Annotated in this window: 17 protein-coding genes and 1 pseudogene; 11 read left to right on the top strand and 7 right to left on the bottom strand. The window is 73.4% G+C overall.

What is annotated here, in order from left to right; all coding sequences use genetic code 11:
- Positions 1 to 298 precede the first annotated feature (298 nt).
- Together AB0B01_RS13560 and AB0B01_RS13555 are read left to right on the top strand one after the other, a co-directional pair.
- Positions 299 to 1,783 (top strand): hypothetical protein, encoded by a 1,485-nt coding sequence (locus AB0B01_RS13560; protein WP_361717055.1) that lies wholly within the window; start codon positions 299 to 301, stop codon positions 1,781 to 1,783.
- A 305-nt stretch (positions 1,784 to 2,088) separates the two neighbouring features.
- Positions 2,089 to 3,531, top strand: a complete 1,443-nt coding sequence (locus AB0B01_RS13555; protein ID WP_361717052.1) for an alkaline phosphatase PhoX — start codon at positions 2,089 to 2,091, stop codon at positions 3,529 to 3,531.
- Positions 3,532 to 3,558: 27 nt separating this feature from the next.
- Here the strand turns inward: AB0B01_RS13555 and AB0B01_RS13550 are convergent, their stop codons facing one another.
- The 4 genes from AB0B01_RS13550 to AB0B01_RS13535 all read right to left on the bottom strand — a co-directional run bounded on the left by AB0B01_RS13550 (position 3,559) and on the right by AB0B01_RS13535 (position 7,003).
- Positions 3,559 to 3,744, bottom strand: a complete 186-nt coding sequence (locus AB0B01_RS13550; protein ID WP_356849283.1) for a hypothetical protein — start codon at positions 3,742 to 3,744, stop codon at positions 3,559 to 3,561.
- Between the two features lie 112 nt (positions 3,745 to 3,856).
- Positions 3,857 to 5,116, bottom strand: a complete 1,260-nt coding sequence (locus AB0B01_RS13545) for a TerD family protein (RefSeq protein ID WP_361717049.1) — start codon at positions 5,114 to 5,116, stop codon at positions 3,857 to 3,859.
- Between the two features lie 94 nt (positions 5,117 to 5,210).
- Positions 5,211 to 5,432: a hypothetical protein gene (locus AB0B01_RS13540; protein WP_361717046.1), complete on the bottom strand. Its 222-nt coding sequence runs from the start codon at positions 5,430 to 5,432 to the stop codon at positions 5,211 to 5,213.
- Positions 5,433 to 5,479: 47 nt separating this feature from the next.
- Positions 5,480 to 7,003, bottom strand: a complete 1,524-nt coding sequence (locus AB0B01_RS13535; RefSeq protein ID WP_361717043.1) for an aldehyde dehydrogenase (NADP(+)) — start codon at positions 7,001 to 7,003, stop codon at positions 5,480 to 5,482.
- 194 nt (positions 7,004 to 7,197) lie between these two features.
- Here AB0B01_RS13535 and AB0B01_RS13530 point away from each other — a divergent pair, with 194 nt between their 5' ends.
- The 6 genes from AB0B01_RS13530 to AB0B01_RS13505 all read left to right on the top strand — a co-directional run bounded on the left by AB0B01_RS13530 (position 7,198) and on the right by AB0B01_RS13505 (position 13,242).
- Positions 7,198 to 7,983 carry an IclR family transcriptional regulator gene (locus tag AB0B01_RS13530; RefSeq protein ID WP_361717123.1) on the top strand — a complete coding sequence of 262 codons (786 nt, stop codon included), beginning with the start codon at positions 7,198 to 7,200 and terminating at the stop codon, positions 7,981 to 7,983.
- Positions 7,984 to 8,073: 90 nt separating this feature from the next.
- Positions 8,074 to 9,069 (top strand): hypothetical protein, encoded by a 996-nt coding sequence (locus AB0B01_RS13525; RefSeq protein ID WP_361717040.1) that lies wholly within the window; start codon positions 8,074 to 8,076, stop codon positions 9,067 to 9,069.
- A 101-nt stretch (positions 9,070 to 9,170) separates the two neighbouring features.
- Positions 9,171 to 10,484, top strand: a complete 1,314-nt coding sequence (locus AB0B01_RS13520) for a histidine kinase (protein WP_361717037.1) — start codon at positions 9,171 to 9,173, stop codon at positions 10,482 to 10,484.
- Positions 10,481 to 11,155: a response regulator transcription factor gene (locus AB0B01_RS13515; RefSeq protein ID WP_361717034.1), complete on the top strand. Its 675-nt coding sequence runs from the start codon at positions 10,481 to 10,483 to the stop codon at positions 11,153 to 11,155. The genes AB0B01_RS13520 and AB0B01_RS13515 overlap by 4 nt, the downstream gene beginning before the upstream one ends.
- 62 nt (positions 11,156 to 11,217) lie before the next feature.
- On the top strand, positions 11,218 to 12,666 hold the full coding sequence (locus tag AB0B01_RS13510; protein ID WP_361717031.1) for a penicillin-binding protein 2: 1,449 nt from the start codon (positions 11,218 to 11,220) through the stop codon (positions 12,664 to 12,666).
- A 63-nt stretch (positions 12,667 to 12,729) separates the two neighbouring features.
- Positions 12,730 to 13,242, top strand: a complete 513-nt coding sequence (locus AB0B01_RS13505; protein ID WP_361717028.1) for a GNAT family N-acetyltransferase — start codon at positions 12,730 to 12,732, stop codon at positions 13,240 to 13,242.
- Here the strand turns inward: AB0B01_RS13505 and AB0B01_RS13500 are convergent.
- Both AB0B01_RS13500 and AB0B01_RS13495 read right to left on the bottom strand, forming a co-directional pair.
- Positions 13,220 to 13,634: pseudogene (locus AB0B01_RS13500) on the bottom strand (VOC family protein). The gene AB0B01_RS13505 and the pseudogene AB0B01_RS13500 sit on opposite strands and share 23 nt — an antisense overlap.
- Before the next feature lie 10 nt (positions 13,635 to 13,644).
- Entirely contained in the window at positions 13,645 to 14,064 is a 420-nt protein-coding gene (locus tag AB0B01_RS13495) for a helix-turn-helix transcriptional regulator (RefSeq protein WP_361717025.1), read from the bottom strand.
- A 114-nt stretch (positions 14,065 to 14,178) separates the two neighbouring features.
- Between AB0B01_RS13495 and AB0B01_RS13490 the strand changes: the two genes are divergently transcribed.
- Complete coding sequence (locus AB0B01_RS13490) at positions 14,179 to 14,886, top strand: DsbA family oxidoreductase (RefSeq protein ID WP_361717022.1); 708 nt, start codon at positions 14,179 to 14,181, stop codon at positions 14,884 to 14,886.
- Between the two features lie 95 nt (positions 14,887 to 14,981).
- Here the strand turns inward: AB0B01_RS13490 and AB0B01_RS13485 are convergent, their stop codons facing one another.
- Complete coding sequence (locus AB0B01_RS13485; protein WP_361717019.1) at positions 14,982 to 16,064, bottom strand: aminotransferase class V-fold PLP-dependent enzyme; 1,083 nt, start codon at positions 16,062 to 16,064, stop codon at positions 14,982 to 14,984.
- Between the two features lie 64 nt (positions 16,065 to 16,128).
- Here AB0B01_RS13485 and AB0B01_RS13480 point away from each other — a divergent pair, with 64 nt between their 5' ends.
- Both AB0B01_RS13480 and AB0B01_RS13475 read left to right on the top strand, forming a co-directional pair.
- Positions 16,129 to 17,217 (top strand): amidohydrolase family protein, encoded by a 1,089-nt coding sequence (locus AB0B01_RS13480; protein WP_361717016.1) that lies wholly within the window; start codon positions 16,129 to 16,131, stop codon positions 17,215 to 17,217.
- 366 nt (positions 17,218 to 17,583) lie between these two features.
- Positions 17,584 to 18,519 carry an SCO1860 family LAETG-anchored protein gene (locus AB0B01_RS13475; protein WP_361717013.1) on the top strand — a complete coding sequence of 312 codons (936 nt, stop codon included), beginning with the start codon at positions 17,584 to 17,586 and terminating at the stop codon, positions 18,517 to 18,519.
- Positions 18,520 to 18,541: the final 22 nt, after the last annotated feature.

Raw genomic sequence — 18,541 nt, 5'->3', positions numbered from 1 at the left:
GCGGGAACTCCGGTGTGTGGAGGCGGAAAGCGAGGGGGGTGGTGCCTGCATACGACGTGACCCACGGGTCCGGAAAACGGCCCCCGATAGATCTACGCGCGTCAATTTCTCGGGTGACCAGCGGAGTTGTCAAGGCCTCCAGGGGATACGGCGCCTGACTGTGGGATGAACCAAAGGCGATGGCCCGTCGGACGCGCCCGAATTGCGTCTACGCTGGTGCGCCGGACGGCCGTCCTGCCGTCCGCAGCCGAACCGTTGACCGGCCCCCGACTCCGACGTCCGCGAGGAGACCCGCCCCATGTCACCAGAGCCGCACTCCATGCTGCCGCCGGTACGGCTGCCCTCCGATGCGGAACTGGCCCGCGACGCCCTCTTCGCCCCGCTCTTCGCCCGGGCCGTACGGCTGGCCCGCTGGGCCGGACCCGGCACCCGCGTGGACATCGGCGGTGAACTCGTCGCCGCCCAACTGCCGGAGGCAGCAGCCGTGCTCGGCCTCGATCCCGCCGACGCGGACGGCCCGGCGCTCGCGAGCCAGGCCTGGCGGGTGGCCGTGGACACCGGCCTCGTCGACGTCACCGAGCCGGAGGAGGACGGCGGGGAGCAGAGCGGTACCGCCGCGCCCGGGGAGGACCTGGCCCTGGTGACCGGCGGCACGCCCGGCGAGGTGCTCGACCTGTGGCTGGCCGCGCTGGACACGGTGCTCGCCGATGCGGCGGTGCCCGATCTGGATGGCCTCGTCGACGCCTTGGACGCGGGCGGCGAGGTGGACTTCGACCAGCTCGACTGGAACCCGCAGCGCGAGGCCGACTTCCTCGACGGCGTCCTCGCCAACCTCTACCTGCTGACCGCCGCCGGACACGGGGCCTCGGACAGCCCGGTCCCGCTGCCCGTGCTCGCCGCCTCGATGGTCATCCCCGAGGACATGGGTGAGCCGACCGACGCCGTCCTGGAGCAGGTCTCGGACGCGATGATGCGCCTCGACGACCAGTTCCGGCAGCTGGAGCCGATCGGCCTGGTCGAGTTCCGGCCCGTCGACGAGGCGCTGATGCAGGAAGCGGACGACGAGGAGCCCGCCGCCGACCCGGTGGCCGGCGCGGCGGCCGGGGGCCTCGACGACGAGGACGTGTCCCGCTACGGGATGGTCCGGCTCACCCCCCTCGGCCTGTACGGGATCCGCGCCCGCATGCTGGAGGCCGGAGTCAGGGCCCCCGCCGTCGGCGAGCTGGCCGACAAGGGCGCGGACGCGCTGCTCGACGCGGTCTGCGCATACCCGGAGGGCGCGGCCCAGGCCGAGATGGAGCAGTGGCTCAAGGGCCGCGAGCCGTCCGCCGCCGCCGCCGAACTGCTCGCCGCGGCCCGGGGCTCCGACGAGGGCGGACCGCTGCGCCGGCTGCGCTGCCAGCAGGCCCTCGCACCGGCCGGGCCGGAGGCCGAGCCGGCCGTCCGCGCGGTGCTGGACGACCCGGAGCTGGGCGGCCTCGCCCGGGTGTGGCTGGCGGAGCGCGGGGTGACCGGTGTACCGACACCGGACGCGGCGATGGTGTTCTGGCTGACCATCGACACGATCGCGGCGCAGTTGGCCGCGGACGGGGAGACGGCGGAACTCCCGCTGCTGATCGAGTCCCTGACCGCCCACCATGCGGGGTTCTTCGACCAGGCGTGGCGGTCCGCGCACCCGGCGACCGCGTACGTACTGGAGGCGATGGGCCGGCTCCACCCGGACAGGAAGGCCGCCAAGGAGGCCCGCAAGGCCGCCTTCAAGGCCCGCTCGCGCCGGCACTGACGGAGCGGAGGAGGGACGGGGAAGGGAGCGGGCGGGCCGGCGCCAGGACCGGATCGGGGCCGGGATCCGGACCGGGTCCGGGGTCGGGGTCGGTCCGGGGCCGGGATTCGGTCCGGGATTCGGGTCCGGTGGGGGCAGGCGGGGTGGAACGAGCCGTTCCTGCACCGGACTTGGCCATTCCGTGAACGGGCAAGGGGCCGGCCGACCGTCGCGGGTAGTTCAGCCGCCGTTCACGTGCGGACGGGAGCGTGTGCGCCGACGCCCGCACGACAGGCGCACCCCACCTCCTCAACCCTGGAGAACCGATGGCGCTCAGCCGCAGAGACTTCACCGCCCGAACCGTCATCGCCGGAGCAGGAGTCGCGCTCACCGGGACGGTCGGCGCCCTTGCCACCGCCCCGGGGGCGCTGGCGGCCGACGACAGCACCGGGCGTGACGAGCAGGGGCGGCCCTGCGCGCCCGGCTACGGCCCGTTGGTCCCGGACCCCGCCGGGATCCTCGCCCTCCCCGCCGGTTTCAGCTACCGCGTCATCACCCGCAGCGGTGTCACCACCCTGGAGAGCGGGGAGTCCACCCCGTCCCATCACGACGGCACGGCAGCCTTCGAGGGCCACCGCGGGGTCACCCTCCTGGTCAACAACCACGAGCTCAAAGGCCCGCGCGCCGGCTGGGCTCACCCCGTCCCGCTCACCGAGGGCCTCGTCTACGACCCGGCCGCCGCCGGCGGCTGCACCGTCGTCGAGGTCCGCCGTGGCGGCGAGGTCGCCGAATGGGTGGGCATCGCCGGTACGTCGACCAACTGCGCGGGCGGGGCCACCCCCTGGGGCACCTGGCTGACCTGCGAGGAAACCGAGGACCTTGCCGGCAAGAACGGTATGACCAAGGACCACGGGTACGTCTTCGAGGTCGACCCACACGACCGGCGGGCCAACCGCGGCCCGCAGCCGGTCAAGGCCTTCGGACGGTACGCCCACGAGGCGGTCGTGATCGACCCGCACCAGGGCCACGCCTACCTGACCGAGGACGCCTCCGGCCCCAACGGGCTGCTCTACCGCTGGACCCCGCCGAGCGGATTCCGCCACGGCCGCGGCCGGCTCCGTACGCTCGCGGCCGACGCCGGTGTGCTGGCCGCCGCCAAGTGCTTCGACAGCGGGGGCCGGTTCGTCGACGACCTCTCCCGCGCGACGAAGATCGGTACCGTGTACGGGGTCGACTGGGTGGAGGTACCGGACCGCGACGCGAGGACGGTGTCGGTGCGCAAGCAGTTCGCGGACGGTGCGGTGACCCGCTCGCGCAAGCTGGAGGGCATGTGGTGGGCCGACGGGGGCGCGTACTTCGTCTCCTCCTACGCCCGGGAGGAGAGCCCGGGCGCGGCCCACGACGGCCAGGTCTGGTTCTACGACCCGAAGCGGCGCACCGTCCGGCTGATGGTGCTGCTCGGGGTGAACGCCGACACCTCCAAGGACGGCGGCCTCGACGGCCCCGACAACATCACCGTCTCCCCGTACGGCGGCCTGGTCATCGCGGAGGACGGCAGCGGCCTGCAGCACCTGTTCGGCGCCACCGAGTCGGGCCGCACCTACCCGCTGGCGCGCAACGAGCTGAACATCGGGACGGAGCAGGAGCCCGAGTACTCGGAGTTCACGGGGGTCTGTTTCTCACCGGACGGGCGCACCCTGTTCGCCAACATCCAGGAGCCTGGCATCATGCTGGCCATCACCGGCCCGTGGCGGCGCGTCGCGCGCTGACGGCAGGACGGCTGCGCCGCCGCCCCCTCACGGGGCGGCGGCGACCTCGGTCATCTCGGCGCGGCTGGCTGCGGCCCATTCCTCCAGCAGGAACTCGTACGCCTCGGAGGGCCACTCGTCATCCACCCGCGTCTCGACGAGGCGCCGTATCGCCTCGTTCGCCTCTGCGGCGGACGGGCGGGCGGGACCCGCGGGCCGGAGTGTCTTGTACATGGTTTCAAGGCTACGGGCGGGCACTGACAGTCACCTCCGCTTTAAGGGTGCAATCCATCACCTCGGTCACCCTCGGGTGAGCCGCCGTAGCTCCATGTGCCCGCCCACCTGCTCAGAGTGCCTGGGAGCCGGGCTTGACCATGCCGCGCACTGTGCGCGACTTCACAAACTCGCCCATGGCCGTCATCTCCCATTCGCCCGAGAACTGGCGAATCAGCTTCGCCATCATGACGCCCGTCTGCGGCTCGGCGCCTGTCAGGTCGAAGCGGACCAGCTCCTCGTCCGTCGCCGCGTCGATCAGGCGGCAGTAGGCCTTGGCGACCTCGGTGAACTTCTGGCCGGAGAAGGAGTTCACCGTGAAGATCAGCCCGGTGGCCTCGGCGGGCAGCCGGCCGAGGTCCACCATGATCACCTCGTCGTCACCGGCCCCCTCGCCGGTGAGGTTGTCGCCCGAGTGCTTGACGGCGCCGCCGAGGATCGACAGTTTGCCGAAGTAGCAGCTGTCGATGTGGTTGCGCTGCGGGCCGTACGCGATGACGGAGGCGTCGAGGTCGATGTCCCGGCCGCCGAACGCGGGCTCCCAGCCCAGGCCCATCTTCACCTGGGAGAGCAGGGGGCGGCCGTTCTTGACCAGGGAGACGGTCTGGTTCTTCCGGAGGTTCACCCGGCCCTTGTCCAAGTTGACCTTCCCGGAGCCGGCGGTGGCAGCCGGGGCGGCCGGCGGGGCCGCGGGGGCCGACGGGGTGGCGGGGGCGCTCGGCCAGGAGGAGGCGGACGGCGCCGGCGGGGCCGCCGGCGTGCTTCCCCGGGTGGGAGCCGACGGGGGCTGCGCAGCCGGGGCCGCGGGGGTCTGCGGGGCGGAGGCCGGCGCGGCGGGCTCCTCGTCCACGGAGACCCCGAAGTCGGTGGCGATCCCGGCGAGGCCGTTCGCATAGCCCTGGCCGACCGCGCGTACCTTCCAGACGCCGCCGCGCTGGTAGACCTCGACCACCACGAGAGCCGTCTCGGCGCCCAGCTGCGGAGGGGTGAAGGTGGCGATCACCGCGCCGGTGTCCGCGTGGCGGACGGTGGCCGTGGGCTCGATGCCCTGGAAGGTCTGGCCGGCGGCGTCGGGGCTGGCGGTGACCACGATGCGCTCGATGCCGGGCGGCAGCGCGCCGGTGTCCACGGTGATCGAGTCGGGCGCCGCCCCGCCGCCGGACCGGTAGTCGACGCCGGGCCCGGACGGCTGGTTGTAGAAGATGAAGTCGGCGTCGGAGCGCACCTTGCCGTCGCCCGCGAGGAGCAGACCCGACACGTCGAGCCGCACCGGGGCAGCCACGTCCACCGTCACCCGGACGGCATTGAGCGGCAGGTTGGAACCAGGGGTCATAGCGGTCATGCACGGAGAACGACCGGAGCCGCTTTGCCGTTCCCTTACCGTCGCGGGAGATTTCGAGCCGCTGCCGCTGCCGATGCCGCCCCCGTCAGCGCCGGTTGCGGGGGTGGTTCTTCGCCATCCGCTCGTTGCCGAACTTGTAGGCGCCGGTCCAGCGGGCCATCACCAGCTGGGCGTCACCCGCCTCCACCTCGGCGAGGAACTTCTCCGCGCGCCCGCCCCGCAGGGTGCCGGCGGCACGCCCCTGGCGGGTGATGACCACGCTGTGGTCGCTGCGCTGCTCGTAGGTGAATCCGTGGGGTCTCGGCATGCCCGGCAGCCTGCCCCGCCAGAGGCGGGCCGGGCAACGGAATTTGCTCAGCCGCCGGTGACCCGCCGCGGCAGACCCAGCGGGTTCGCCTCGCGCAGCTCCGGCGGGAGCAGCGGGTCCGGCACCGACTGGTAGGCCACGGGCCGCAGCCAGCGCTCGATCGCAGTACCCCCGACCGAGGTGGAGTGCGAGGTCGCCGCCGGGTACGGGCCGCCGTGGTGCTGCGCCGGGGCCACCGCCACCCCGGTCGGCCAACCGTTCACCACGATGCGTCCGGCCAGCGCCGTGACCTGCGAGACCAGCTCCGCCGCCGGGCCGGGGCCCCCGTCGGTCTCGGTCGAGGACAGCTGGAGCGTCGCGCTCAGGTTCCCCGGAAGCCCGCGCAGCACCGCGCCGGCCTCCTCCTGGTCGGCGTACCGGACGACCACCGTCACCGGGCCGAAGCACTCCTCGGCCAGGAGCCCGTACGCCCCGCCCTCCAGCAGGAGCGCGGCGGGCACGGTCAGGTAGCCGGCGCCGACGGTGTGCTCCCCGCCGGAGCCGGGCGCGACGGGCGCCGTGACGCCGGGCAGCGCGGCCCGCTCGCGTACGCCGGTGAGGAAGTTCTCCCGCATCCGGTGGTCGAGCAGCACCCCGGGCTCGGTCTCGCCGAGCGCCTTGGCCAGCGCGCCGGTGAGCCGGTCGCCGTCCGCGCCCGCGGGGACCAGGACCAGGCCCGGCTTGACGCAGAACTGGCCGACGCTGAGGGTGACGGAGCCGGCCAGCCCCGTGCCGATCTCCTCGGCGCGCTCGGCGGCGGCCGCGGGGGTGACCACGACCGGGTTGAGGGAGCCGAGCTCGCCGTGGAAGGGGATCGGCACGGGCCGGGCGGCGGCCGCGTCGAACAGCGCCCGCCCGCCCCGGATGGAGCCGGTGAACCCGGCGGCGGTGACGAAGGGGTGGCGGATCAGCTCCAGGCCGGCGTCGAAGCCGTGGACCACGGCGACCACGTCGGCCGGCAGCCCGACCGCCACCGCCGCCCGGCGCAGCAGCGAGGAGCACAGCTCGGAGGTGGCCGGGTGGTCGGGATGCGCCTTGACGACCACCGGGCAGCCGGCGGCGAGCGCGCTGGAGGTGTCCCCGCCGGGGACGGAGAAGGCCAGCGGGAAGTTGGAGGCGGCGTAGACCGCGACGACACCGAGCGGCACCTTGTAGCGGCGCAGTTCGGGCCGCGGCGGGCTGAGGGAGGGATCGGCCCGGTCGATCCGGATGTCGAGGTAGGAGCCCTCGTCCACGGCATCGGCGAAGGCCCGCAGCTGGCCGGTGGTGCGGGCGAGTTCGCCGGTGAGGCGGCCCGGGCCCAGGGCGGTCTCCGCGTCGGCCGCCTCGACCACGTGGGCCGCGGCCTCGTCGAGCAGGTCGGCGGCGGTACGCAGGAAGGCGGCGCGGGCGGTGCGGTCGGCGAGCGCACCACGGGCGGTGTGGGCCGCGCGTACGGCCGCGTCCACCTCCTGGGCTGTGGCCTCCACCGCAACCTGCTCCCGCTGCTTCCCGGTGCGGGGGTCCACACTCCAGACTGGTGTTGCTGCCATGGCGCACTGCCTCCTGGATCTCCGCTGACGCGCGCGATCTCGTTCAGTATTCTGAACGCCGTTCTGATGGATGAATGATCACATCCGTCCCGGACTCTATGTGCGGGTCTTCGGCGTGACAAGAGACAAGAGGGGCAAGAAGGCGAATGACCACAGGGGAGCCCGGCACGTCCGGTGAGTCCGGCGCGTCCGTCATGTCCGTCGCGGGACCGGAGGGCTCGGCGACAGCGCCCGCGGCCGTCAAGTCGGCCGTGCGCACCGTCATGTTGCTGGAGCACTTCGCGGCGCGGCCCGGACTGCACAGCCTCGCCGACATCCAACAGGACCTCGCGCTGCCCAAGTCCAGCCTCTACATGCTGCTGCGCACGCTGGTGAACCTGGGATGGGTGGAGACGGACGCGACCGGCACGCGGTACGGGATCGGCGTACGGGCCCTGCTCGTCGGCAGCTCGTACATCGACGGGGACGAGGTGGTCGCGGCGGCCCGGCCCGCACTGGACCGGCTCTCCGACGACACGACGGAGACCATCCACCTGGCCCGGATGGACGGCACGAGCGTGGTCTACCTCGCCACCCGGCAGTCCCAGCACTACCTGCGGCCCTTCACCCGTGTCGGACGGCGGCTGCCCGTGCACTCGACGGCGCTGGGCAAGGCGCTGCTGGCCACGCACTCGGACGCGGAGGTACGGGCCCTGCTGCCGCAGCGGTTGGAAGCGGTCACCGAGCACACCATCACCGACCGCGAGCGGCTCATCGAGGAGCTGGCGCTGGTGCGTGAGCAGGGCTACGCGGTGGACCGCGAGGAGAACACCCTCGGCCTGCGCTGCTTCGGGGTGGCGGTGCCCTACCGGACTCCGGCGCGGGACGCGGTGAGCTGCTCCGTGCCGGTGGCGCGGCTGACGGTCGACCATGAACAGGCCATCAAGGCGGCGCTGTTCGAGGCCCGGGACCGGCTGTCCGTGGCGACGCGGCGGATGTGAGCGGGGAGGCGCGGGTTCTCCCCCGGGCGGGGGAGGCGGTTCCCCTTTACGGGGGAGGTGGCGGGACGGCGGGGGCGGGACCGTTGAGCCATGAGCACACGAGCCGTTCACACGCCGCAAGCGGCGTACCAGCCGCAGGCACCGTCCTCCGAGCCGGGGGCGTGGCGCAAGACCCTGCGCGCGGTGGCGATCGCCGCCACCGTGCCCTACCTGACGCTGAAGATCTCCTGGCTGGCGGGGAGCCACCTCGGCATACCGGAGGGGAGCGTGCTGCGGGAACCGGGCACCGCCTTCTTCATATCGCTCAACGCCCTGACCGTGGTCATGGACTTCAGCGTGGTCCTGCTGGCCCTCCTGCTCACCCGGCCGTGGGGCCTGCGGGTGCCGTCCTGGCTGCTCGTCCTCCCGGTCTTCACGGCCACCGGTCTGCTGACCCCGATCGTCCTCGCCTTCCCCGGCCAACTCCTCGTGCGGGGCGTGGGGCTGGGGCCGGACGAGGCCCTGGGGGCGGGCGGCAGACCCTTCCTCGAACCCTGGGTGTTCGATGTCGTCTATCCCGGCTTCATCGTGCAGGCGGTGGCCCTGGCCGGCCTGTTCACGGGCTACGCGAGAGAGCGCTGGGGCGGGCCGTGGCAGGGCGTCCTGGGCAGGCGGCTTCCGTCATCCACGGGGGTGGTGGCGGGAGCCGCGGCGGTGACGGCCCTGGCGGTGGCCGGGGGGTACCTGTACTGGTCCTTCGGCGGTACGGCCGGGCAGAACGCGGCCCAGGTGGCCGCATACTCCTCGGACCGGGTCGTGGTCCACGTGGTCAACGCGATGTGCGCGCTCGCCGGCGCGGCGGGGGCGGTGCTGCTGGCCCGGGGCGGGGAGCGGCGGGCGGTCTGGCCGCTGGCCGGCGCGTGGATCGGATCGGCCGCGGCGCTGTGCTGGGGGATGTGGCTGATGGTCTCGCTGCTGGGCAGCGACTTCGGCCCGGAGGAACAGCCCACCACCGCCACCGCACTGATCTACGCTGGCCAGATGATCACCGGGCTGCTCGGCGGCGCGATCGTCGCACGGTTCCTCGCCGGCCGCCGCGCGGGCTGAGGAGGGGGCGGCCCAGGCGGGTGGGTGACCGCGGGCCCGGTCGGATCGGGCCCGGACGGAACGGCCTCAGGGTAAGGGGCGCGCGGCGTAAGGGGGGTGGGGTGAAGGCGGCGGGCCGGGGCGTGCGGCGCGGGCTGGGGTGGCTGGTGGGGGCGCAGGCCCGGCTGCGATGGGTGCACCTGATACTCGGCGGGGCCCTGTTGATGCCGTACTTCCTGCTCACCCAGGTGGTGGTCGGCATCCTCGCGGGTGGGGTCAACGCCCTCGCGTCCTTCCCGCTGAGCCTGGCCGCATACGCGTCGGCGCTGCCCCTGGTGGCCGCGACCGGGGTGTTCGGGCTGGTCCGGCCGATGTCGGTGACCGCCGTGCGGGCCATGTGCGGGGTGCCGGGGGAGCGGCTGGCCGAGGGGACCGCCCGGTCCTGGGCGGCCCGGGGGCGGGCCACCGCCTGGTGGACGCTGCACCTGGGGGTCGGCGGGCTGATCAGCGGGATGAGCCTCGCGGTGCCCCCCATGGCGGTGGTGCTGATCTGCCTGCCGTTCGTGGCCACGCTGCGCGAATCCCCGCTCGGGATCGGCTGGTTCACCACCGACGCCGACGTGTACCTGGCTCCGCTGCTCGGGGTCGGGCTGCTGGCCGGGCTCAGCCTGTGCAGCGCGGTGGCCGGGTCGCTGCTGGGCCGGCTGGCGCCCGTACTGCTCGGGCCGACGGCCGCGGACCGGCTCGCCGCAGCCGAGGAGCGGGCCGCCGACCTGGCGGTGCGCAACCGGCTGGCCCGGGAGCTGCACGACGCGGTCGGGCACGCCCTGAGCGCCGTCAGCCTCCAGGCGGCCGCCGCCCGGCGGGTGCTGGACCGGGATCCGGAGTTCGTACGGGAGGCGCTCGGCGCGATCGAGGACACCGCCCGGCGGACGGTGGGGGAGCTGGACACCGTACTGGGCCTGCTGCGGGACGGAGACGCCGCCCGGTCGGACGCCGCGCCCGCGCCGACCCTCGCCGCCGACCTCGACGGTCTGCTGGCCCGCACCCGGGCCTCCGGCACCCCCGTGACCGCCGAGCAGGACCCGGGGCCCGCCGGGGACTGGGGCCAGCTCCCGGCGATCGCCTCCCGCGAGGCGTACCGGATCGTGCAGGAGGGGCTGAGCAATGCGCTGCGCCACGGAGCGGGCCCGGTCGCGCTGCGGCTCGCCGTACAGGAGCGGACAGGGAAGGGAAGCAGGCACCGTGAACTGGAGATCGTCATGACCAATCCGCCGGGAACCGGCAGGGAGCGCGAGACCCGCACCACCGGGGGGCGCGGGCTGCACGGCGCCGCCGAGCGGGCCGGACTGCTCGGCGGCCACGTGGAGGCGGGCCCCCACCGGGGGCTGTGGCGCCTGCGGGCGGTCCTCCCGCTCGGCGGGGAGGTCCGATGAGTGCGGCGCGCCGCCCACCGGTGCGGATCGTGATCGCCGACGACGAACGGATGGTGCGCACCGCCCTGCGGGTCATCCTGGAGGCCGAGCCCGACCTGGAGGTCGTCGGAGAGGCGGCGTCCGGAGCCGAAGCGGTCCCGCTGATCCGCTCACTGGCCCCCGACGTGGTGCTCATGGACGTCCGGATGCCCGAGATCGACGGCATCCGCGCCACCGAGCAGATCATGGCCGCCATGGCCGACCCGCCCCGCATCGTGGTCGTCACCACCTTCGAGAACGACGCGTACGTCTACGAGGCGCTGCGCGCAGGAGCCGCCGGCTTCCTCCTGAAGCGGGCCGATCCGGACGAGCTGGTCGGCGCGGTCCGCCTCGTGGTGCGCGGCGACTCGCTGCTCTTCCCCGCGGCCGTCCGTTCCCTGGCCGCCGGTCACGCGGCCGGTGCGGCCGCCGCCCCCGCGCCCTGGGTGGCCCGGCTCACCGACCGGGAGGCCGACGTCCTGCGCCTGATGGCCACGGGACTGTCCAACCACGAGATGAGCGAGCAGCTGGGAGTGGGTCCCCAAACGGTCAAGACGCATGTCGCCGCGGTGCTCTCCAAGACGGGATCCCGGGACCGCACGCAGGCCGTCATCGCCGCCTACGAGGGAGGTTTCATCATGAGGAAAAGCTGAGAACCAGGCCACAACCGGGGCAGAGCGGAACGGCCCGGGCCGTTCGCTCGTCCTCCTGGGGGATGAACAAGACGATCAGGCGTGCGTCGGTCTTCTGTCTGCTCCTGGTGCTGGCCCTGTTGCTGCGGGTCACCTGGGTGCAGGCCTACCAAGGCCAGGCCCTCGCAGACAACGAGAACAACCGGCGGAACCTCATCGGGCAGTACGAGAACCCGCTGGGCAACATCATCGTGGGCGGGGAGGCGATCACCGGCTCGGTGCGGACCGGGGGCAAGGACTTCGGCTACAAGCGCACGTACGTCGACGGGCCGCTCTACGCGCCGATCACCGGCTTCAGCTCCCAGGCCTTCGGTACGAGCATGCTGGAGGGCGTCTACAAGAACGTCCTCAACGGCTCCGACAGCCGGCTGAAGACCGTGATGGACCTGCTCACCAACAAGCGGGCGGACCCGGGCAACGTCCTGACCACCATCGACAAGGGCGTGCAGAAAGCGGCGTACGACGCGCTCCAGGGCAAGCAGGGTTCGGCCGTGGCGATCGACCCCGCGACCGGTGAGATCCTCGCCATGGTGAACAACCCGTCGTTCGACCCGGGCCGCATCAGCGGCGCCAACGACGAGGAGGCCTGGAAGGAGCTGTCCGCCGACCAGGGCAAGGCGATGGAGAACGTGGCCCTGCGCAAGCCGCAGGCGCCCGGCTCCACCTTCAAGCTGGTCACCCTGGCGGCGGCCATCGAGAACGGGCTGGTCACCAACCTCGACGCGCCCACCGGCACCCCCGACCCGTACACGATCCCCGGGACGCGGACCCAGCTGCCCAGCGAGGCGGGGTCGGCGGCCTGCAACAACGTCTCCCCCCGCACGGCCCTGCGGCTGTCCTGCAACAACGTCTTCGCGGAACTGGCCTCGAAGCTGGGCCAGGACAAGATGCGTGCGATGGCCGAGAAGCTCGGCTTCAACGCCAACGTCCTGACCCCGGTCACCACCCGCGTGCCGAGCAAGTACCCGACCGCGAAGATGTCGGTCGACCAGGTCGCCCTGACGGGTATCGGCCAGTTCGACGTGCAGGCCACGCCGCTCCAGATGGCGATGGTGACGGCCGCGATCGAGAACGGCGGCAAGCTGGTCGCCCCGCACACGGTCTCCGAGGTCACCGACGCCGGAGGCGATGTGCTCGAAAGCTTCAAGGACCCGAAGTCCGAGCAGGTGATGAGTGCGAGGACGGCCTCGATGCTGCAGGACGCCATGCGGACCGTGGCCACCGAGGGCGGCGGCAAGCCCGCCCAGGTGGCGGGGGCCGAGGTGGGCGGCAAGACGGGAACCGCCCAGCGGGGCGTGAAGAACAGCCTGCCGCCGCTGGCCTGGTTCACCTCGTACGGCAAGCTGGACGGCAAGCAGATCGCGGTCGCCGTGATGATCGAGAACTCGGACACCGACCGCTCCGAGATCGGCGGCGGCAAACTGGCCGCTCCCATCGCCCAGAAGATGATGGCGGCGTGGCTGAAGAAGTAGCAGCGCACGGTGCCGGGACCGCGCGCCGGGAACCGACACGGTTCCCGGCGCGTTCCCTTTTCCATGATCAGGAACGCGTACCCCGCAGACCTCGATGCCATCGCGGCCCTCCACAGCCGGGCGCGTGCGACCTACTACCGCGGCCGCATCCCGGAGGAGGCCTACGCCGGAGCGGCCGAACTGGCGCGGAGCCGGGAGGCCTGGTCCCGGGCCGTGGCCCGCAGTGACGCCGAGGGCAGGGTGTTCTGCGCCGAGCAGGACGGAGAGCTCACGGGTGTCGCGGCCTTCCGCACCTCGGCCGGCGAGACCACCCTCACCCAGCTGCACGTCGACCCGGGCCACTGGCGCCGCGGCACCGGAGCCGCCCTGCACGCCGCCTGCCTCGACGCCTGGCGGCGGGCGGGCATAGGCAGGGCCCGGCTGGAGGTGTTCGAGCACAACCTGCGGGCCCAGGCCTTCTACGCCCACCACGGCTGGCGGTCCGACCCGGCGACCCCGCGGACGGGCTCCCACCGCACGCTCTGGCTCAGCATCGGACCGCCGGGACCGGGCCTCACCGCCCCCGGGGCTGGGTGAAGCGGAGCATGTTGCCGGAGGGATCGCGGAAGGCGCAGTCGCGGACGCCGTACGGCTGGTCGACCGGCTCCTGCATCACCTCGCCGCCCGCGGCGCGGATGCGCTCGAAGGTGGCGTCGCAGTCCTCGGTCTCGAAGATGACTCGCGCAGCAGGCCCTTCGCCAGCAGTTCCGCCATGGCCCGCTGGTCGGCGGGCGAGCGTTCGGGTCCGCCAGGGGCGGTTCGAGGACGATGCTCACACCGGGCTGCGACGGCGCGCCGACGGTCACCCAGCGCATCCCCTCGAACCCGACGTCGTTGCGCACCTCCAGGCCGAGGACGTCCCGGTAGAAGGCCAGGGCCTTGTCGTGGTCGTCGACGGCGATGAAGCACTGCGAAAGCCTGATGTCCATGCGCTTCACGCTACGGGCGGGGGCCGGCCTTCGCTTCTCCGTTCCTGACCGGGCGCGTGTGGATCTTCGCGACGCAGGCGGGGACGGCGGCGCCCTCGTCGTGAGGGCGGGCCCGGTAGGCGCTCGGGGTCTCGCCGACCAGCTCGGTGAAGCGCGAGCTGAACGACCCCAGCGAGGTACACCCGACCGCGAAGCAGACCTCCGTCACCGTCAGGTCGCCGCGCCGCAGCAGCGCCTTGGCGCGCTCGATCCGGCGCGTCATCAGGTAGCTGTACGGGGTCTCCCCGAAGGCGGCGCGGAAGCTGCGGGAGAAATGGCCCGCCGACATGAGGGCGGTGCGCGCCAGCGCCGGGACGTCGAGGGGCTCGGCGTAGTCGCGGTCCATCCGGTCACGGGCCCGGCGCAGCCGGACGAGGTCCTCCAACGTCACCCGACCAGCATCCCACAGGGCCTCGGAGCACCGTCCGGGGAATGAGACGGCCCGCCGCGCGGTTGGTTGAAGGCGGAACCGTCCAATCCGTCGACCCGGAGAGAAAGAAGGATCATGCGCGTCGAGATCTGGAGCGACATCGCCTGCCCCTGGTGCTACATCGGCAAGGCCCGCTTCACCCGTGGCCTGGCCGAGTTCGCGCACCGTGACGAGGTGGAGGTCGTCTACCGGTCCTTCGAGCTCGATCCGAACAGCCCCAAGGGCACCACCGCGCCCGTCCTGGAGATGCTGGCCAAGAAGTACGGCCGCACCCTCGACGAGGCACGCGGCATGGAGGAGCACGTCGCCGCGAGCGCCCGCTCCGAAGGCCTGGACTACCGCACCGACGGCCGCGACCACGGCAACACCTTCGACATCCACCGCCTGCTGCACCTGGCCGCCGCCCGCGGCCGCCAGGAGGAGCTGCTCGACCTCGCCTTCCGGGCGAACTTCGCCGAGGAGCGCTCCGTCTTCGACCCGCAGGTGCTGCTCGCCCTCGCGGTCGAGGCCGGACTCGACGAGGCCGAGGCCCGCGCCGTCCTCGCCGACGACTCCGCCTACGCCGCCGAGGTACGGGCCGATGAGCGCGAGGCGGACGAACTCGGCGCCAACGCCGTGCCGTTCTTCGTCCTCGACCGCCGCTACGGCATCTCCGGCGGGCAGCCCGCCGAGGTGTTCACCCAGGCGCTGGAGCAGGCCTGGGCAGGCCGGGCCGTCGCCGAACCCGCCCCGGCGGCCGACGCCTGCGAGCCCGACGGAGCCTGCGCCGTCCCGCAGGCCTGAACCGGACCGGCCTGAACCCGGCGCAGGCCGGGCCGGTGCAGGCCTGCGGGGTCGGGTTCAGGCCGGTCCCCTCACGGCATGCGCGGGGTCCGGCCTCAGTGGAGGGCGGCTGCCCAGGCGGCCTCCGCCGAGGCCAGCGCCTCGGACGGGTCCGCCGACAGCGCCTCGGCCAGAGCTGTCAGGCAGGCCCGTACCACCGGGAGCGCGGCGTCCGCGCCGTAGTGGTTGACCCGGATCATCTCCCGGCCCAGCGCGCCACCGCCCGCCGCGAGCGGAGCCGCCGGATCGGCGGCCAGCGCCCTCGCCACCACCAGCGACGCATCCGCGACCCGCAGGGTGGTGGCGACCGGCGCGGCCTGCGCGTCCAGCGGCACGTACGGGGCGACGCCGAGCGCCACGGCGCCCGCGCGGGTCGCCGCCGAGGCGGCGGCGTGGCGGGCCGTCACCCCGGTCAGCCCCTCGACCGCGATCCGGTCCAGGCAGGCTTCCAGCGCCAGCATCTCCAGCTGCGCGGGGGCGTGCAGCAGCGCCTTGCGGCCCCCGTCGATCCAGCGTTCCTTCCAGTCCAGGAGCGAGAGGTAGGAACGGCGCGGCGCCGCCGGGTTCTGCGCGAACCGGGCCCACGCCCGCTCCGAGACCGACACCGCGGACACGCCCGCAGGGCCGCCCATCGCCTTCTGCGCCCCGATCACGCACAGGTCCACGCCCCACGCGTCCGGCAGCAGCGGCTCCGCACCGACCGACGCCACCGCGTCCAGCATGAACAGCGCACCGTGGGCCCGTACGACCTCGCCGATCTCCGCGACCGGGTTGGTGTTGCCGGTCGCGGCCTCCGCGTGCACCAGCGAGACGAAGTCGATCTCCGGCCGCTCGGCCAGCGCCCGCGCCACCGCCGGGGCGCTCACCGCCGTGTCGAAGGGCACCGCCAGGTCGACGACGGCCGCCCCGCTGTCGCGCAGCCAGTTGCCGAACGTGGTCCCGTACGGGCCCGTGACGATGTTCAGCGCCGTCGAGCCCGGCCGCGCCGCCGAGCGGATGCACCCCTCCAGCGGCAGCAGCGCCTCGCCCTGGGTGATCACCACGTCCTGGCGCGTGCCGAGGAGCTCCGCGACCCGCCGCTCGATCGACGCGAAGTGCTCCACGGTGAGCGGCGGGAGGTCCAGGAAGGGGTGGTTCACGGCGGTGCTCTCTTCGTCCGGGGCTACCGCAAGAGCCTACCGAGCACGCACGTACAGTGCGGACATGACCGATGACGTGCTGCATGTGAAGGGGCGTGTGCTCGTCGGGCCCGACGACGTACGCGACGAACTCTGGGTGGTCGGCGGCCGGATCACCTACGAGCGCCCGCGCGGAGCCCGTGAGACCACCACCGTGTCCGGCTGGGCCCTGCCCGGGCTGGTCGACGCGCACTGCCACGTGGGGCTGGACGCCCACGGTCCGGTCGACGCGGAGACCGCCGAACGCCAGGCCCTCACCGACCGCGACGCCGGCACCCTCCTCATCCGCGATGCCGGGTCCCCGTCCGACACCCGGTGGATCGACGACCGCGAGGACCTCCCGAAGATCATCCGGGCCGGCCGGCACATCGCACGGACCCGCCGCTACATCCGCAACTACGCCCACGAGATCGAGCCCGCCGACCTCGTCGCGTACGTCGGCCGCGAGGCGCGGCGCGGCGACGGCTGGGTGAAGCTGGTGGGGGACTGGATAGACCGCGAGGTCGGGGACCTGACGGCCTGCTGGCCGCGCGCCGAGGTCGAGGCGGCCATCGCCGAGGCCCACCGGCTGGGCGCCCGCGTCACCGCGCACTGCTTCGCCGAGGACTCGCTGCGCGACCTGGTCGAGGCGGGCATCGACTGCATCGAGCACGCCACCGGGCTCACCGAGGACACCATTCCGCTGTTCGCGGAGCGCGGGGTGGCGATCGTCCCGACGCTGGTGAACATCGCGACCTTCCCGAAGCTGGCGGCGGGCGGCGAGGCGAAGTTCCCGCAGTGGTCCTCCCACATGAGGCGGCTGCACGAGCGGCGCTACGACACGGTCCGGGCCGCTTACGACGCCGGCATCGCGGTGTACGTCGGCACCGACGCCGGAGGTTCCCTGCCGCACGGCCTGGTCGCCGCCGAGGTCGCGGAGCTGGTGAAGGCCGGGATCCCCGCACTCGACGCCCTTTCGGCGACGGCCTGGGCGGCCCGCGAGTGGCTCGGCAGGCCGGGTCTGACCGAGGGGGCGCCGGCCGACCTGGTGGTCTACGGCACCGACCCGCGGGCCGACGTACGGGCTCTGGCGCAGCCGCTGCGGGTGGTGGTGAACGGCGCCGTGCGGGCCTGAGCTCGGACGGCGGGACGGCGGGACGGCGGGACGGCGGGACCGCGTGGGCCGGATGAACCGCATGGACCGCGTGGAGTGGGGTTGACGAGGCGTGACGTACGGGCCCGGCGGTCGTTGTGAACGGCCGCGCGAGGCTCCGGCGTTCGGCGCACGTCCCGCAGGATGTGGCGGAAAAGAACTCCCGTTCCTCGTGAGGCGCGGTTAATCGAATGCGCGCGTGAAAACCACCCGTTGGGGTGAACTCACTTGGGGTTGCCGCCCGTTCACTCTTCGTGCGTAAGGATTCCGAGGGTCGAGGCCGTCGGCGCGCGCAATGTCCCCCATTGGCGCCGCGACGGCTCCCAACTCCCCGGGGGTTCCACCACCGTGAACCGCAACACCTTCCGCATGCCCGCGGCCGCTCTGCTCGCCACGGGAGCGGTCGCCCTGCTCACCGCCCCGCCCGCCTTCGCCACGGGCGGCGCCGGCGCCACCGGGCCCGCCGCCGGCGCCGGCGCCGGTACGGCCAGTGCCGTCGTCCTTCGCGCCGGACTGGACGTGGGCCTGCTCAACAAGACCGTCCACCTGCCGCTGAAGACCACCCTCAACGAGGTCAGCGCGCCGGCGACGGCCGACAAGACCGCCCTCAGCGTCACCCTGGACGGGGTCGAGGGCGGACAGCCGGTACAGGTCCTGCGCGCCGACGTGGCCACCTCCAAGGCCACCGCGGACGGGAGGCGCGCCGAGGCGGCGGCCGACCTGGCCCACGCCCGGGTGCACGTGCCCGGGCTGCCGCTGCTCTCCCTCATCGAGGCCGAGAAGGTCACCTCCAAGGCGGTGTGCGAGGCGGGCAAGAAGCCCGTGGCCACCGCGAACGCCCTCGGGACGGTCACCGTACTCGGCAAGAAGGTCACACTCTCGACGGGCGGCCCGACCAAGGTCGAGATCCCGGAGGTGGGCCTCGTCAGCCTGGAACTCTCCGGTACTGAGACCACCTCCACCACGGCCGCCGCGGCCGCGCTCCGCCTGAAGGTGACGGTCAACCCGCTGGACCTGAACGTGGCGCAGGTCGACGGCGAGGTCGTGCTCGCGGAGGCCCGCTGCACCTCCCCGGCCGGGTCGGTCCAGCCGCCCGCGTCGACGCAGCCCGACGTCAAGCCGCAGACCGGCACGTCCGGCACCGGCGCCGCGATCACCACCGATGCGGGCCTGGCCGAGACCGGAGGCGGTTCGCTGACCCCGTACGTGGCCGGCGGCGCGCTCGTCCTGCTCGGCATCGGAGCGGGGGCCCTGGTCGTGACCCGGCGCGGACGCGCCTCCTAGGCGGCCCGGTCGGCCGGATCCT

This window comes from Streptomyces sp. NPDC044571 (assembly GCF_040647115.1).
Taxonomy (GTDB): Bacteria; Actinomycetota; Actinomycetes; order Streptomycetales; family Streptomycetaceae; genus Streptomyces.
This window is presented reverse-complemented; position numbering and strand designations above follow the sequence as displayed.